The 14,160-nt window shown below is 68.3% G+C and carries 16 protein-coding genes; 8 read left to right on the forward strand and 8 right to left on the reverse strand.

Annotated features, from left to right (window positions below; translation table 11 throughout):
* Nucleotides 1-2: 2 nt before the first annotated feature.
* Both ACFWUU_RS24590 and deoD read right to left on the reverse strand, forming a co-directional pair.
* The gene (locus ACFWUU_RS24590) at nucleotides 3-545 is read right to left on the reverse strand and encodes a hypothetical protein (RefSeq protein WP_380178553.1); all 543 of its coding nucleotides are present in this window, start codon (nucleotides 543-545) and stop codon (nucleotides 3-5) included.
* A 38-nt stretch (nucleotides 546-583) separates the two neighbouring features.
* Nucleotides 584-1,297 (reverse strand): purine-nucleoside phosphorylase, encoded by a 714-nt coding sequence (gene deoD, locus ACFWUU_RS24595; protein WP_130439886.1) that lies wholly within the window; start codon nucleotides 1,295-1,297, stop codon nucleotides 584-586.
* A gap of 39 nt (nucleotides 1,298-1,336) precedes the next feature.
* Here deoD and nudC point away from each other — a divergent pair, with 39 nt between their 5' ends.
* Nucleotides 1,337-2,260, forward strand: coding sequence for an NAD(+) diphosphatase (gene nudC / locus ACFWUU_RS24600; RefSeq protein ID WP_380178555.1), 924 nt, complete (start codon nucleotides 1,337-1,339; stop codon nucleotides 2,258-2,260).
* On the opposite strand, the gene ACFWUU_RS24605 is transcribed toward nudC, so the two are convergent.
* Both ACFWUU_RS24605 and ACFWUU_RS24610 read right to left on the reverse strand, forming a co-directional pair.
* Nucleotides 2,261-4,612, reverse strand: coding sequence for a hypothetical protein (locus ACFWUU_RS24605; protein ID WP_380178557.1), 2,352 nt, complete (start codon nucleotides 4,610-4,612; stop codon nucleotides 2,261-2,263).
* 92 nt (nucleotides 4,613-4,704) lie between these two features.
* Nucleotides 4,705-4,944: a mycoredoxin gene (locus ACFWUU_RS24610; RefSeq protein ID WP_380178559.1), complete on the reverse strand. Its 240-nt coding sequence runs from the start codon at nucleotides 4,942-4,944 to the stop codon at nucleotides 4,705-4,707.
* A 99-nt stretch (nucleotides 4,945-5,043) separates the two neighbouring features.
* On the opposite strand from ACFWUU_RS24610, the gene ACFWUU_RS24615 reads away from it, so the two are divergent.
* From ACFWUU_RS24615 to ACFWUU_RS24630, 4 genes are all read left to right on the forward strand, one after another.
* The gene (locus ACFWUU_RS24615) at nucleotides 5,044-7,161 is read left to right on the forward strand and encodes an ATP-dependent DNA helicase UvrD2 (RefSeq protein ID WP_380178561.1); all 2,118 of its coding nucleotides are present in this window, start codon (nucleotides 5,044-5,046) and stop codon (nucleotides 7,159-7,161) included.
* 362 nt (nucleotides 7,162-7,523) lie between these two features.
* The gene (locus ACFWUU_RS24620; RefSeq protein WP_137258189.1) at nucleotides 7,524-7,721 is read left to right on the forward strand and encodes a hypothetical protein; all 198 of its coding nucleotides are present in this window, start codon (nucleotides 7,524-7,526) and stop codon (nucleotides 7,719-7,721) included.
* A 149-nt stretch (nucleotides 7,722-7,870) separates the two neighbouring features.
* Nucleotides 7,871-8,158, forward strand: a complete 288-nt coding sequence (locus ACFWUU_RS24625) for a WhiB family transcriptional regulator (RefSeq protein ID WP_131285495.1) — start codon at nucleotides 7,871-7,873, stop codon at nucleotides 8,156-8,158.
* A gap of 33 nt (nucleotides 8,159-8,191) precedes the next feature.
* Complete coding sequence (locus tag ACFWUU_RS24630) at nucleotides 8,192-8,410, forward strand: hypothetical protein (protein WP_233715080.1); 219 nt, start codon at nucleotides 8,192-8,194, stop codon at nucleotides 8,408-8,410.
* A gap of 68 nt (nucleotides 8,411-8,478) precedes the next feature.
* Here the strand turns inward: ACFWUU_RS24630 and ACFWUU_RS24635 are convergent, their stop codons facing one another.
* Complete coding sequence (locus ACFWUU_RS24635) at nucleotides 8,479-9,003, reverse strand: NUDIX hydrolase (RefSeq protein ID WP_380178563.1); 525 nt, start codon at nucleotides 9,001-9,003, stop codon at nucleotides 8,479-8,481.
* Between the two features lie 18 nt (nucleotides 9,004-9,021).
* Here ACFWUU_RS24635 and ACFWUU_RS24640 point away from each other — a divergent pair, with 18 nt between their 5' ends.
* Nucleotides 9,022-9,189: a hypothetical protein gene (locus ACFWUU_RS24640; RefSeq protein WP_380178565.1), complete on the forward strand. Its 168-nt coding sequence runs from the start codon at nucleotides 9,022-9,024 to the stop codon at nucleotides 9,187-9,189.
* Nucleotide 9,190: 1 nt separating this feature from the next.
* Here ACFWUU_RS24640 and ACFWUU_RS24645 read toward each other — a convergent pair whose 3' ends face one another.
* Nucleotides 9,191-9,976, reverse strand: coding sequence for a DUF899 domain-containing protein (locus ACFWUU_RS24645; protein ID WP_380178567.1), 786 nt, complete (start codon nucleotides 9,974-9,976; stop codon nucleotides 9,191-9,193).
* 87 nt (nucleotides 9,977-10,063) lie between these two features.
* Here ACFWUU_RS24645 and ACFWUU_RS24650 point away from each other — a divergent pair, with 87 nt between their 5' ends.
* Entirely contained in the window at nucleotides 10,064-11,530 is a 1,467-nt protein-coding gene (locus tag ACFWUU_RS24650; protein ID WP_380178569.1) for an MFS transporter, read from the forward strand.
* Here ACFWUU_RS24650 and ACFWUU_RS24655 read toward each other — a convergent pair.
* Both ACFWUU_RS24655 and ACFWUU_RS24660 read right to left on the reverse strand, forming a co-directional pair.
* Nucleotides 11,517-12,830, reverse strand: a complete 1,314-nt coding sequence (locus ACFWUU_RS24655) for an AarF/ABC1/UbiB kinase family protein (RefSeq protein ID WP_137258185.1) — start codon at nucleotides 12,828-12,830, stop codon at nucleotides 11,517-11,519. The genes ACFWUU_RS24650 and ACFWUU_RS24655 overlap by 14 nt on opposite strands.
* A 94-nt stretch (nucleotides 12,831-12,924) precedes the next feature.
* Nucleotides 12,925-13,083, reverse strand: a complete 159-nt coding sequence (locus ACFWUU_RS24660) for a DUF5679 domain-containing protein (protein WP_012922897.1) — start codon at nucleotides 13,081-13,083, stop codon at nucleotides 12,925-12,927.
* Nucleotides 13,084-13,606: 523 nt separating this feature from the next.
* Between ACFWUU_RS24660 and ACFWUU_RS24665 the strand changes: the two genes are divergently transcribed.
* Nucleotides 13,607-14,143: a M48 family metallopeptidase gene (locus ACFWUU_RS24665; RefSeq protein WP_137258184.1), complete on the forward strand. Its 537-nt coding sequence runs from the start codon at nucleotides 13,607-13,609 to the stop codon at nucleotides 14,141-14,143.
* The last annotated feature ends 17 nt before the right edge of the window (nucleotides 14,144-14,160 follow it).

The following is a 14,160-nucleotide window of genomic DNA, read 5'->3' on the forward strand; positions in this document are numbered from 1 at the left end:
TACTACTCCGCTCCGCAGTCGACCTTGCAGAGCTTGTCTGTCAGCGTGAGGATCGCTCCGGGCTGATCGGTGTCCGCCTCGGTCGAGAACTCGACCGTCCAGTCGCCGGCCGTGGTCTGCGCGGACGCCTTGCTCTGCTGCTGCTTCAGCCAGTCGGCGATCTGGCCGCGTGGATTCACGTGGGCCAGCTCCAGCGCCTGCGGTGCGAAGTCGGACAGCTTGGTCGCGGCCTCCGCAGCGACCCCGGTCGCCTGCAGCGAGATCACCGGCGGCCGCGGCTGCTTGCCGATCAGGACCTGGATCGACGTGACGCCCTGCGCGCACGTCTGGTACGCCTCGTCGGTGCTGCACTTGTAGCCCTTGTCGGTAAAGGCTGTCACGACCTGTGCGGCGGTGAGGTCCGGCAGCTTCTCCTCCGGACCTGTCGACGACGCACTGCTGCTGGTGGTGGTGCCCGGAGCAGTGGAGCTGCTGGAGCTACCCGCGGCGTTCGGCTTGTTGTCGTCGGACTTGCTGCCCGAGCACGCCGCCGTACCGAGTGCCATCACGGCGCAGGCCAGGACGGCGGCGCCGTACCGCGGGTTCAGACCGGCACCTCGATCGCCGCGTCGAGGGCGATCGTGATCATCTCCGAGAAGGTCGTCTGGCGCTCTTCCGCCGTCGTCTCCTCCTTGGTGATCAGGTGGTCCGACACCGTCATGATGCCGAGCGCCCGGCGGCCGAACTTCGCGGCCAGCGTGTAGAGCGCCGACGCCTCCATCTCGATCCCCAGTACGCCGTACTCCGCGGTCCGCGAGACCAGATCGGCGCGGTCGTTGTAGAACAGGTCGCCGGAGAACACCTGGCCGACGTGCACGTTCAGCCCGGCCGCCTCGGCCGCGTCCACCGCCGCCCGGAGCAGCTGGTAGTCGGCGGTCGGCGCGTAGTCGATGCCGTGGAAGCGCAGCCGGTTCATCTGCGAGTCGGTGCTCGCGGACATCGCCACGATCACGTCGCGGACCCGGACCGCCTCGGTCAGCGCACCGCACGTCCCGACCCGGATCAGGGTCTGTACGTCGTACTCCGCGAACAGCTCGTTCGCGTAGATGGACGCGGACGGCTGGCCCATCCCGGAGCCCTGCACGGAGATCCGCTCACCCTTGTAGGTGCCGGTGAAGCCGAACATGTTCCGGATCTCGGTGTAGCAGATCACGTCGTCCAGATAGGTCTCCGCGATCCACTTGGCCCGCAGCGGGTCCCCGGGGAACAGCACCCGCGGTGCGATCTGCCCCTTCTCGGCGGCGATGTGAATACTCATGCGGGGATGCTCTCATGATGCCGGGGTAGGTTGAGGCACGTGGCCTACTCGATTGACCCTGGTTCGCTAGCCCTGTCCCGATCGGTCCTGGACCGTGCCGCCGACCGCCGCCGTGACGACGACTGGCTGGAGAAGGCCTGGGGTTCGTCGGACACCCAGGTGGTCGCCGTCGTCGGCGACAAGGTGCAGGTGGTCGATGACCGCTCCGCACTGCGCTTCGTCCCGCCGTCGGAGGCGCCGGAAGGCATCCGGATCTTCCTGGGCATCGACCGCGAGTCCGGAGCCGGCATGACCGCCGAGGGCCGTGCCGCCTTCGGTGTGCTGGTGAAGGGCGAGGCAGACGAGTCGTACGGCGGCCTGCGCGAACTCGGCGCGCTGCTGGACGACCGTGAAGCCGGTATAGCGGTCAACGTGATCGGACTGTCCAACTGGCACGGCGTCCACACCCACTGCGCGAACTGCGGCGAGCACACCGAGGTGGTGGAGGCAGGCCACGTCCGGCGCTGCCCCAACTGCGGTCTGTCGCACTTCCCGCGCAGCGACCCGGCGATCATCGTGCTCGTCACCGACGACCAGGACCGTGCTCTGCTCGGCCGCAATGAGGCCTGGCCGGCGGGGCGGTACTCCACGCTGGCCGGCTTCGTCGAGCCGGGCGAGTCGCTCGAGGCCGCCGTACGGCGTGAGGTGCTCGAAGAGACCGGTGTGATCGTCGGCGAAGAGGTCCTGTACGCCGGGAGCCAGCCCTGGCCGCTGCCCGCGAGCCTGATGCTCGGGTTCTACGCGAAGGCGTCGAGCTTCGACATCGACGTGGACCAGGACGAGATCGCCGAGGCCAGGTGGTTCACCCGGGAGGACGTCCGCGCGCTGGTCGAAGCCGGCACGATGGCCCTCCCGGGTGCGATCTCGATCTCCCGCCGCCTGATCGAAGGCTGGTACGGCGAGAGCCTCACCGGCAGCTGGTGATCACCGGCCCACGTTCGAGCGCGCCGCGGCGACCCTGATCAGGACGCCCTCCCAGCGCTCGACCGTGCCGGCCTGCTCGAGCTGGCGGAGCTTTCGGTCGACTGCGATGACGTACGCCGCGTGGTTCGGCCAGTCCGCCTTCGCGCTGGGCAGTGTGTCGGTCAGCGTGCAGCCGTAGGTCAGGAAACGGTTCGACACGTGGCTGTCGATGTTTCCGGTCCAGACTGTCGGCCGGACGTCGGACTGCGGACACGAGTCGACCGGTGGCGTGTACGACGCCAGGTTGGTCGGGTTGGTGAAGCCGTCCGGTCGCAGCAACGAGTAGTAGGTGCCGTCCGGGGTCTGCGTGAGCCGGTTGAGGCCGTGGTCGCGCAGGACGGTGGCGTGTCCGCTCAGGCTGTCCAGGACGAACAGTCGGCCGCCGGTCACGCCGTACAAGTAGCCGTCGCGCCAGGAGAGCGCGCCGTCCTGCGAGCCGGTGACTGCGCTGAACACGGGCAGCAGCCGCAGTACCTCACCGGTCGTCGGGTTGACGACGAAGACGATCCCGTCGGCCAGTCCCCAGATGTTGCCGTCCGGTCCGTAGGTCAGCTCGTTGATGCTGGCTGCACCTGACACCGGGACGATGTCGGTCAGCACTGCGCCCGTCGCCGGGTCCACCTTGATCAGGTGGGCCTCGGTGGCCCTCGGGTCGGTGCCCTGACCGCCTTCGATGCTGGAGCCGGCCCACACGTTCGCCCCCGCAGGCAGGATGGACGCGATCGTCTGGTCGGTCACCAGGTTGCGGTAGACAGTGTGGCTGCCGGTCGGTACGTCGTACACGGTCAGCGCGCCGCCGTACTCGCCGTACGCCGGCGTGGTGCCGACGTACACGTGGTTGCCGTCGGGGACCACCGACACCGGCCTGTTCTGGTGGTCGCTGTCGACCAGGCTGAACAGTTCCTTCGGGTTGGTCGTGCTGTCCGGTTGGCTCGGGTCCCACAGCGACAGGCGGCCGTACGGGTAGATGCCGACGTACATCTTGCCGGTGCCGTCCCAGGCCCAGCCCTCGACCTGTCCCTGCCGGGTGGTGACGGTGGACTTGCCGGTCGCCGGGTCGTAGATGGCCGTGGAGCCGTTCAGGTAGACGTTGACGAACACCTTGCCCGTGACGGGGTCGGCCAGCTCGTGCATCAGCGGCGACGGCACGTACTGGAACGGTGAGCTCCACTGCGCCAGCGTCCCGTCGGCCGGGTTGTAGCGGAACGTCCCACCGGAGTAGTTGCCGGCCAGGCCGTACAGCACGGGTACGCCGTTCTCGGTCGCCCAGCCGTAGCCGATGGACGCGCCACGCGTCAGCGCCCGCGGCGGCGAGACCGGACCGACCGTGTTGGTGTCGAGGTCGTAGTGCGTGAGGGCCAGGGTGTTGTTGGTGAAGTAGACGCCGCCTGGTCCGGCCGCGGAGACGCCGCGGGCAGCGATCGGGTAGTCCATCACCTGCTGGCCGGTCGTGGCGTCGGTGTACTTGATCTGCTCACCGGTGACCGCGTCGACCACTACCAGCCGGCTGCTGGCGTTCGCGAACACCTTGCCGCCGGCGTAGTCCAGGTCGATGAAGTCCTTGGCCGTCGTACCCGGGGGAGTGATGTCCTCGACCGCCTTGGTGTCGACGTCGATCCGAAGCAGGCGGGCATTCGGAGTGGAGACGCCGACGAACAGCTTGCGGTGGTCGGGGTCGTAGACCGTGGACCGCGCGTACTGCTGCACCGGGTCGAGTGAGCCGTAGTCGGTGACCTGTCCGTTCGACGGGTCGTACTTGAACGCGTGCGCGGTCGGGTAGGTCCCGGCGTACACGTTGCCGTCCGCGTCGGCGGTGAGGCCGTAGATCTGGGACTCACCCGGAATGGGCTGGCCCAGGTCCGTCACCTCGCCGGTGCCGGGGCTGTAGCGGTAGAGGTGCGCGTACGGGTACGTGCCGAGGTAGACGTCCCCGTTCGGCGTCACGACGATCGCCCAGCCGCCGGCGGCGCCCGGCAGCGGTACGGCGCGGATCAGCTCGCGGGTGTGCAGGTCCACGACGTTCAAGCGGGCGTTCTCGCCGGAGGGTACGGCGTACACGACGTCGCGCCCGTCCGGCGTGCGGCCGACCGCGCCCTCCATGACCGTGAGCGAGCTGACCGGCGAGCCGAGGTCCTTGATGACGTCGTCGGCCGGCGCGAACGGCTTCGTCGGCGGCCCGAGCGGCCAGGTCTCCGATGGGAACGGATCAGGCAGCGGCGGGGCCGCTGTGGCTTGCAACCCGCCCGTGGCGAGCAGACCGATCGAGACGACGACGGTCGTCAAGGCAGCGCGAAGGTGACGGCGCGAGAACATGGGCGGACTCCCTGCGACGTAGTTCATCGCAAGGTATAACGGTCATGACCGTAAAGTCCATAACTCAAGCGATATGACCTGAGTCAGGTTGTTCAGGCGGCGAGCTTCTCCGCGACCTGCGCCAGCGACGGGTTCGTCATCGCGGTGCCGTCGGCGAAGACGACCGTCGGGACGGTCTGGTTGCCGTTGTTGATCTGCTCGACCAGCTTCGCGGCGTCCGGGACCTGCTCGATGTCGACCTCGGTGAACTCGATGCCGGCTCGCTTGAGCTGGCCCTTGAGGCGGTGGCAGTAGCCGCACCACGGCGTCGAGTACATAGTGAAAGCAGCCATTTGGCTGACTCCTTGAGGCTGGGAGGGGTTTTGTCGGGCCGCCCGTCTAGGGTTGCCTTCGACCTATTCGAACCATGCCGTAGGTGGTGCTGTTCCCGCGTGTCTCACCCCGTGAGCGACCTCACACGATCTGCTTCTGCCGAGAGCCTGTTGGAGGCCCTCGACCCGGAGCAGCGAGCGGTCGCGTCCGCATTGCACGGCCCGGTCGTGGTGATGGCCGGCGCCGGGACGGGCAAGACCCGGGCGATCACCCACCGGATCGCGTACGGCGTCCAGACCGGGACGTTCGACCCGGTCCGCGTGCTCGCGGTGACGTTCACGCAGCGGGCGGCGGGGGAGATGCGCGGGCGGCTGGCCCAGCTCGGCGTACAGGGTGTGCAGGCCCGCACGTTCCACTCGGCCGCGCTCCGGCAGGCCCGCTTCTTCTGGCCCAAGGTGTACGGCGGGGAGCTGCCGCCGATCGCGGACCGGAAGTTCCCGCTGCTGACCGAGGCCGCCTCCCGCTGCCGGGTCCGGGTGGACACGCCCGCGCTGCGCGACCTGGCCGGTGAAGTGGAGTGGGCCAAGGTGAGCAACGTCCGCCCGGACGACTACGCCCGGCTGGCGCCCAAGTCGTCCCGCACGCTGGCTGCCTTCGACCCGGCGACGATCGCGCGCATCTTCGCGGCGTACGAGGACGTGAAGCTGGAGCGCGGCCGGATCGACCTGGAGGATGTGCTGCTCTGTGCGGTCGCGTTGCTCGCGGAGGACGAGCGGGTGGCCGCGGAGATCCGCCGGCAGTACCGGACGTTCGTCGTGGACGAGTATCAGGACGTCTCGCCGCTCCAGCAGAGCCTGCTCGACCTGTGGCTGGGCGGCCGGGAGGACGTCTGCGTGGTCGGCGATCCGGCGCAGACGATCTACTCGTGGGCCGGCGCCGAGCCGGAGAACCTGGTGCGCTTCGCGTCCCGGCATCCGTCCGCCACGGTGATCAAGCTGGTCCGCGACTACCGGTCGACGCCGCAGATCGTCGACGTGGCGAACAAGATCCTCGACGCCGCCGGTCCGACCGGGCTCCCGGGACGGGTGACGCTGCGATCCCAGAAGGAGGCCGGTCCGACTCCGGTCTACCGCGAGTACTCCGATGAGGTCGCCGAGGCGGACGCGGTGGCGCGCGCGGTCGTGAAGCTGCGGGACGAGGGCGTGGCGCTGCGGGACATCGCCGTACTGTTCCGGACCAATGCGCAGTCGGAGAACTTCGAGCAGGCGCTGGCCGAGCGGAAGATCCCGACCGTGCTGAAGGGTGCAGAGCGGTTCTTCGAGCGGGCCGAGATCCGGCAGGCCGCCGTACTGCTGCGGGGGCAGGCCAAGGCGGGGGATCTGTCCGACGACCTGGTGACCACGGTGACCGGCGTGCTCGGCGGGGCCGGATGGACGCCGGAGCCGCCCACCGGGACCGGAGCGGTGCGGGACCGGTGGGAGTCATTGAGCGCACTGGTCACCATGACGTCCGACTTCGCTGCAGCCAACCCCGAGGCGCGGCTGCCTGAGCTGATGGCCGAGCTGGACCGGCGCGCGTCGATCCAGCACGCTCCGCTGGCCGAGGGGGTCACGCTGGCGACGCTGCACGCGGCCAAGGGCCTGGAGTGGGAGTGCGTCTTCATCGTCGGGGCGCATGAGGGGACGCTGCCGATCACGTACGCCCAGACTCCGGTGCAGGTGGAGGAGGAGCGTCGGCTGTTCTATGTAGGCGTGACGCGGGCGAAGCAGCAGCTGTCGATCAGTTGGTCCACGTCCCGCTCACCGGGCGGCCGCGGGACGCGCGGTCCGACCCGCTTCCTCGACCCGATCGGCGTCCGTACGGCGCGGACCGAGTGGACCCCGTCGTCGCAGACCAGCTTCGAGCGTCCGTCGAGCGCGCCACGCTCCAGCCGGCCGATCCCGAAGTGCCGGGTCTGCGGTCGCGGCCTGCTCGACCCGGGCGCCCGCAAGCTCGGCCGCTGCGAGGACTGCCCGTCCAAGATCGACCAGAAGCTGTACGACGCGCTGATCGAGTGGCGCACCGAGCAGGCCGAGTCCGAGCGGATGCCGGCCTTCGTCATCCTCACCGACGCCACGCTGACCGCCATCGCCGAGACCCGCCCGGAGGACGCGCAGGCGCTGCGCCAGATCCCGGGCATCGGCCACACCAAGCTGGCCAAGTACGGCGAACACATCCTGAATCTCTGCACCCGCTGATTGCCCTTTCGGGCAAGTGCTACGGGAAATGTTCTTGCCAGGCACGGGATCCGGGGCGCACTCTGGAGTACGTGCCGTGTTCTGCTCCTGGCAGACGTGGCAGTTAGGTGACAGAGGCAACGATCCCGCAGCGTGCGGACGGCGTCCCGGAGAGTGCTGGAAACCCTGTCACGGCAACCAGATCCGGTCGCCGTGGCGGCAACTTCCGGCCAACTTCGCAAACTGGCGATAAATAGTTTGCGGGCTCCGACGCGGACGGCGTACTGTTCTTTCTGCGGTCGAAGCCTGGCCGAAAACTTCAAACCACCATAGCGATCGAGCTAACCGCCCGCTTCGCCACAACGAGAGGAGGTGCCCTGGAAATGATTACCAACACGGTCAAGATGCCGTTCAGCGACGCTGCCGCGCTGCCGTGCGCCCAGATCCCGGGTGCCTCGCCGCGTCTGCACGTCGCGACCGTTGTGCTCATGGCCTCCGGCATCGCCCAGTTCAAGGGCGGAGCTGTCGGCGATGTGAAGTACGGCGGTTCGGGTTCTCGAGCATGGAGTCCACCGGTCTGACAAGCGTCAGAGCCGGCACCTCCAGGCCGCGGAACCCACCAAAGGGTCCCGCGGCCCTTTTGTTTGTCCAAAGATTTGGCGACTACCAACCGGTAATCGTCACCGACGACAAGAGACCAGCATCCAAAAGTCACTGGGAGGTGACCGGAATGAGCGTTAGCTTCCTCGATGTCTTCACCGAGGTTGCAACGTCGCAGGACCTGCCCTGTCGGTCCTACGCGCCAGAACTCTTCTTCGCCGAATCGCCGGCGGACGTCGAGTACGCAAAGTCTCTCTGCACGACCTGCCCGCTGAAGGCCGAGTGCCTGGCCGGAGCGCTCGAGCGTTCCGAGCCGTGGGGAGTGTGGGGTGGCGAACTGTTCGTCCAAGGTGTGGTGGTTCCGCGCAAGCGGCCCCGTGGGCGTCCCCGCAAGAGCGACACCGTCACCGCAGCCTGAACGACACCCAACCATCCGAAACGAGACCGAACGATGACCAACCAGACTTCACACAGGAGCACCGAAATGCATTTACTCAATGAAGATCTCGCCCGTGCTCACTGTCGGGCTTCACTGAAGGCCGCAGAGCAGAACCGGCGCTTCCGCCTCGCTCACCAGATCGAGAAGGCGCAGAAGCAGGCCGAGCGGGCAGGCCGGCGAGCTGAGAGGGCCAGCGCACGCGCGCGCCTCGCACTCGCCCGTCTCGTCTGATCCACCAGATACACAGCCTGACCAGCTGAACAAATTGAGGGGCGGCACCCAAAGGGGGTGCCGCCCCTTCAGCGTTCCTGGATCAACAGTTGCTGCAGCCCGACCAACGTGATCCCACTGACGATCTCCCGCCGCGTGATCATCCCGGGTACGTCGCCTACCGGTACCCACTCGATCCGATCCGACTCATTCCGCTCCGTCGGCTCCCCGACCCACACCGCGCTCGTAGCCCGAAACACGAAATGCCGCGAGTCCATGATCCCGGCGGCAGGCTCCGACCGGATCAACTCAGTCAGCCCGCCGGCCCGCCACCCGGTCTCCTCCTCGAGCTCCCGAGCCGCGGCCGCCTCCGGCGTCTCACCAGCCTCGATGATCCCCATCGGCAGCTCCCAGGCCCACGTGTCGGTCAGGAACCGGTGCCGCCACATCAGCAGCACATGCTCGTCCCGCGTGACGACCGCAGCGGCGATGTCCTTCAGCCGTACGGCGTGGTAGTCGAACCGCTCGCCGTCGGGTTGCTCGACGTCCAACCGCCGTACGCTCAGCCACCGATTGCCCCAGACCTCGGCCTCGCCGTGAATCACCCATCGCACGCGGTGCAAACTAGTGCCATGGTGAGAGCTACCTGTGCGTTGTGTGGTCAGCAGGCGGAGTCGGAGGACGTGCCGTTGACCTGGATGACCTCGATCGAGGACGGCCGCAAGCTGGTGTACTGCGACCGGTGTGCCCGGGAGAACGTGCGCAGTATCGAGGGGAAGCTGGACTCGGTCTACTGGTGAATCAGTACTGATCAGGGACCCGCATCGCAGGCCCGCCGACATGCAGGCCGAGCGGTTCGGCGCGTCCCTTGGGCTCCTCCCACACCTCCTGCCGCCCGAGGACCGTGAGATCCAGGTACCGGTAGCAGTTGTGGAAGTCCTCGATGCCCCGCCCGAACGTCGAGTACGTGTGGAACACCTCGTCGTCGACCCGCAGGAACGTGCTGATCCCCGGTAGCTCGTCGCCGTTCATGTCGTCGGTCCACGGCCCGCCTGACCACGGCGTACCCTTCTCGTTCGCCAGCTGCTCCTTGGTGCGGAAGTGGAGCAGCACCGGCGCGACCCGGTCGTCCAGCGTGGCGTGGAAGTCGTAGTTGAAGTCGCTCCCGTACGACGAGACCCACGGAAACGTCCACCCCAGCCGCTCCTTGAACCCCGCGATCTTCGGGTACGGCGCCCGCGAGACCGCCACCAGCGACGTGTTCCGCACGTACAACTGCCGAAGGTTGCCGATCTCGTCCGCGGCCGACGAGCAGCTCGAGCACCCCTCGTCCCAGTCCGGACTGAACATGAAGTGGTGGATCACCAGCTGATCCCGCCCGTCGAACAGGTCCAGCAGCCCGACCTCCCCGTCCGGCCCCTCGAAGACGTACGGCCTGTCGATCCGGACCATCGGCAGCCGACGGCGCTCGGCGTTCAGCCGGTCGCGCGCCCGCGTGACTTCCTTCTCGAGCCTCAGCAGCTCCAGCCGGGCGGCCAGCCACTCATCCGGTGGCACGACCTCGGGCAGATTTCCGAATGTCGTCATTGCCCGAACATAGTCCCGCCCGGTGTCGATCCCGGAACACTTCGTCCGACGCAGAAGTGAAGAGACCCCCTGCGGAAGGACCGGATCATGACCGTCGAGGCCGACATGGTGACCACCAGTAAGCGGCAGTGGATCGCGCTGGGCGTCCTGTGCCTCGCCACGCTGCTGGTGTCGCTGGACCTGTTCGTGATGCTGCTGGCAGTCCCGGCCGTGACCGAGGCCCTGGGCGCCACCAGCAGCCAGCAGCTGTGGATCCTGGACGTGTACGGGTTCATGGTGGCCGGCCTGATGATCACGATGGGCAACCTCGGTGACCGGCTCGGTCGACGTCGGTTGCTGCTGATCGCGGCCGCCGTCTTCGGGATCGCCTCGGTCGTCGCGGCGTACTCGGTGAACCCCGGCATGCTGATCGGGGCCCGTGCGGTGCTCGGCATCGCCGGGGCGGCGATCGCGCCGTGCACGCTGTCGCTGATCTCCACGCTGTTCCCCGACGAGGGGCAGCGGGCGAAGGCGCTGGGCGTCTGGGCCGGCTGCTTCACGGTCGGCGCGGTGGTCGGCCCGATCGTCGGCGGCATCCTGCTGAACCACTTCTGGTGGGGCTCGGCCTTCCTGATCGGCGTACCGGCGATGGTCGTGCTGCTCGTGGTCGGGCCGTTCCTGCTCCCGGAGTACCGGAACGAGAAGGCCGGGCGGATCGACGTACCGAGTGTGCTGCTGTCGCTGGCCGCGATCCTGCCGGCGATCCACGGCCTGAAGCACCTCGCCTCGCACGGCGCCGGTGTGCAGTCGATCGGCGCGCTGGTGGTCGGCGGGGTGTTCGGCTGGATCTTCGTACGGCGGCAGCGTAGCCTGGACGACCCGCTGGTCGACGTACGGCTGTTCACGCGGCGGACGTTCAGCGTGACGCTCGGGAGCATGCTGGCGTTCTCGATGCTGTCCGGCGGCGTGATGGTGTTCGTCGCGCAGTACTTCCAGCTGGTCCAGGGGATGACCCCGCTGGCAGCCGGGCTCGCGCTGGTCCCGGGCATGCTGACGACGACCGTGGCCTTCCAGGTGGCGCCGCGGCTGGCGCAGCGGATCCGGCCGAGCGTGCTGATCCCGGGCGGGATCGCGTTCACGGTTGTCGGGATGTTCATGACGTCGATGGCGACGTCGACGACGGTTCTGGCGATCGCGTTCGCCATCCAGTGCGTCGGCCCGGCGCCGCTCGTCACGCTGGGCACGAACCTGGTCATCGGCTCGGTCCCGCCGGAGAAGGCCGGCTCGGCGGGTGCGCTGACGCAGACCAGCAACGAGTTCGGCTACTCGCTGGGCATCGCAGTCCTGGGCAGCGTGGTGACCGCGGCGTACCGCAGCCACATGGACGGCCGCGGCGGTAACTCGCTCGGCGAGGCGATCGCCCAGGGTGCCACCGGCGACCTCCTGGACCAGGCGCGTGACGCCTTCACCAGCGGCATGCACCTCGCCGCGGGCATCACCGCCGTGGCCCTGGCCGCCGTAGCGGTCCTGCTGGCCGTCACGCTGCGCGCCGTACCGGCCCTCAGCCGTCGGTGAAGCCGGGCAGGAGCTCCTCGAGCACGGTGCGGAACGGGGCCTCGGCCTCGAGCTGCGACAGCACGGCGATGCCGCCGATCCAGACGCGATGGATCAGCAGGTACGACGGGGGCAGGTTGAGCCGGAGGGCGAGCGACGCGTTGGGCGACCGGAAGTCACCGGTCCGGTTCGCCTGCGCACGCATCCAGGCCCGGCTGAACTGGAACGTCTCCTCCCGGGCCGGCTCCGCGAACGGCGCCAGGTAGTCCATCAGCTGCTCCGGGTCGATCTCCATCCGCGGCTTGATGAAGCCCTCGGCCTTGAGCCCGTCCCGGACCGCCTCGCCGTCACCCTTCAACGAGATCCGCAGCAGCCGCCCGATCGCCGGCGGCAACCCGTCCGGGAGCCGGGCGCACAGCCCGAAATCGACCACGCCGAGCCGTCCGTCGGCCATCACCCGGAAGTTCCCCGGATGCGGGTCCGAGTGCAGCAGACCGGCGTACTTGGGCCCGCTGAACATGAACCGGACGTACTTCAGCCCGATCGCATCCCGCTCCTCCTTGGTGCCTTCGGTGATGTACGACGACAGCGGCCGGCCCTCGATCCATTCGGACACGATGACCGTGGGGGAGTGCTTGATCACCCGCGGTACGACGAACTCCGGGTGGTCCTTGAACGCGTCGGCGTACTGCTGCTGGGCCTGCGCCTCGCGGTCGTAGTCGAGTTCCTCGCCGATCCGCTCCTGGAGCTCCGCGACGAGCGGCTTCACCTCGAGACCCGGGACCACCGCGCCGATCGTCCGCGCGAACCGTCCCAGCTGCCTGAGGTCCGACCGGAGCGCCTCCGCGGCGCCCGGGTACTGCAGTTTGACCGCGACCTCGCGGCCGTCCTTGAGCCGTCCGCGGTGCACCTGGCCGATCGACGCGGCCGCCGCGGGCACGTCGTCGAACTCCTCGAACCGGTCCCGCCAGCGCTTGCCCAGCTCCCGCGACAGGATCGTGTGCACGGTCGAGGCCGGCATCGGCGGGGCGGAGTCCTGCAACTTGGTCAGGGTAGCCCGGTACGGCGCCGCGAGCTCCTCCGGCATCGCGGACTCCATCAGGCTGAGCATCTGCCCGAACTTCATCGCGCCGCCCTTGAGCTCACCCAGGACGGCGAACAGCTGATCGGCCGTCCGGCGCTGGAACTCGGCGAACACGGCCTCGGCGGGAGCACCGCCGATGCGCTTGCCCAGGCCGAGCGTCGCCCGCCCGGCGGCACCCAGGGGCAGGCTGGCAAGTTTCGCGGTCCGGCTCAGCGCCTTGCGAGGAAGGTCCGACACGACTCCATTCTGTCCGGTCGCCCAAGCCGGGACGAACCAGGGGCGGTGCCCGGCACAGACATCGTGCCGGACACCGCCCCTACGAGCTGGTGCGTCAGGCCTTGCCGAGGATCCGGTTCAGGTTCGTACCGCACTCGGGGCACTTGGCCTTCGCCATGCGCGTGCCCTTGTCGTTGACCTTGACCTCGCCGTCGGCGGTGCGCTTGGCCTTGCACTTGACGCAGTAGAACTCGCCGCTCCAGGTCTCTGCCATGAGGGCCCTCTCCTTGCTTGAATTCCAGCCCGGGGTCTCGCCCCGGGCAGTCGTTGGATGCTGAACGGCAGACCGTCCTGCCGTAGGCCGTGCGGCCCAGTCGGGATTCACCCTACGGCCTCCTGGCTCAGGCTCAAGCGCACCTCACGGTCCGCGCGCCGCCCGAATCCCCCGAGGAAAGCCCTTACCGAAACTTTCGCCGGCATAGAACAGGCTCCCGGTGATCCGCCTCCGGAGCAGCTCGGCTTCCCCTCCGAGCGGCCCCGGAGGCGGTCCGGGAGCCTGTTGCAGATGACGCTAAGAGGCGACGGCCGCGCAGGCAAGCCCGCGTTGTCCACCCCTGTGGATAACTCTGTGCGCAACCTGTGGGGCGCGCCGCGCGACGCTGTGGACGGGCGGGGGAACACGATGTGAACAACGTGGGTCGGAGGGTTCAAGATCTGGCGTCTGACCTGCGGAAACGCCGATGCACAGGATGTGGACCGAAGAAAGTTGTCGGATTCGGGGGGTACATTTTTGAGCCATGGCCGACTCCCCACCGCGCCCGATCCCGCCGTATGTGGATATCCGGCGCAGCAAGCGCCGCAAGCGCACGGTCAGCGCGTACCGGGACGGCGAGCGGGTGGTCGTGCTGATGCCCGACCGGCTGTCCGCCGTGGAGGAGGCGCGCTGGGTCGAGACCATGCTGGCGCGACTCGAGAAGCAGCGCAGCCGATCGCGCGTGTCGGACGAAAAATTGTTGGCCAGAGCACACGAACTCGCGTGTCGCCACCTCCCAGAAGTGCCCGAACCTGCATCTGTGCGGTGGGTTTCGAACCAAAACAGACGGTGGGGATCCTGCACTCCGGCGGACAGATCGATCCGTTTGTCCACTCGGTTGCAGTCGATGCCGGGCTGGGTCGTCGACTACGTGCTGGTCCACGAGCTGGCTCACCTGATCGAGCCGACCCACAACGCCACCTTCTGGGACCTGGTCCACCGCTACCCGAAGGCCGAGCGCGCCGAGGGGTATCTGGAGGGCGTTTCGGCCGCCTCCTCGCTCAACCTCGAGGACTTCTGATCGCCCAGGCTCGTACG

Origin of the sequence: Kribbella sp. NPDC058693 (genome assembly GCF_042715335.1) — a bacterium.
GTDB lineage: Bacteria > Actinomycetota > Actinomycetes > Propionibacteriales > Kribbellaceae > Kribbella > Kribbella jiaozuonensis.

What these genes read in the sequence shown, in the direction of transcription:
- ACFWUU_RS24650 (WP_380178569.1), top strand. Translation starts at nt 10,064, where the DNA reads ATGACCGTCGAGGCCGACATGGTGACCACCAGTAAGCGGCAGTGGATC.
- deoD (WP_130439886.1), bottom strand. Translation starts at nt 1,297, where the DNA reads ATGAGTATTCACATCGCCGCCGAGAAGGGGCAGATCGCACCGCGGGTG.
- ACFWUU_RS24605 (WP_380178557.1), bottom strand. Translation starts at nt 4,612, where the DNA reads ATGTTCTCGCGCCGTCACCTTCGCGCTGCCTTGACGACCGTCGTCGTC.
- ACFWUU_RS24620 (WP_137258189.1), top strand. Translation starts at nt 7,524, where the DNA reads ATGATTACCAACACGGTCAAGATGCCGTTCAGCGACGCTGCCGCGCTG.
- ACFWUU_RS24640 (WP_380178565.1), top strand. Translation starts at nt 9,022, where the DNA reads ATGGTGAGAGCTACCTGTGCGTTGTGTGGTCAGCAGGCGGAGTCGGAG.
- ACFWUU_RS24590 (WP_380178553.1), bottom strand. Translation starts at nt 545, where the DNA reads ATGGCACTCGGTACGGCGGCGTGCTCGGGCAGCAAGTCCGACGACAAC.
- ACFWUU_RS24645 (WP_380178567.1), bottom strand. Translation starts at nt 9,976, where the DNA reads ATGACGACATTCGGAAATCTGCCCGAGGTCGTGCCACCGGATGAGTGG.
- ACFWUU_RS24630 (WP_233715080.1), top strand. Translation starts at nt 8,192, where the DNA reads ATGACCAACCAGACTTCACACAGGAGCACCGAAATGCATTTACTCAAT.
- ACFWUU_RS24660 (WP_012922897.1), bottom strand. Translation starts at nt 13,083, where the DNA reads ATGGCAGAGACCTGGAGCGGCGAGTTCTACTGCGTCAAGTGCAAGGCC.
- ACFWUU_RS24610 (WP_380178559.1), bottom strand. Translation starts at nt 4,944, where the DNA reads ATGGCTGCTTTCACTATGTACTCGACGCCGTGGTGCGGCTACTGCCAC.
- ACFWUU_RS24625 (WP_131285495.1), top strand. Translation starts at nt 7,871, where the DNA reads ATGAGCGTTAGCTTCCTCGATGTCTTCACCGAGGTTGCAACGTCGCAG.
- ACFWUU_RS24665 (WP_137258184.1), top strand. Translation starts at nt 13,607, where the DNA reads ATGGCCGACTCCCCACCGCGCCCGATCCCGCCGTATGTGGATATCCGG.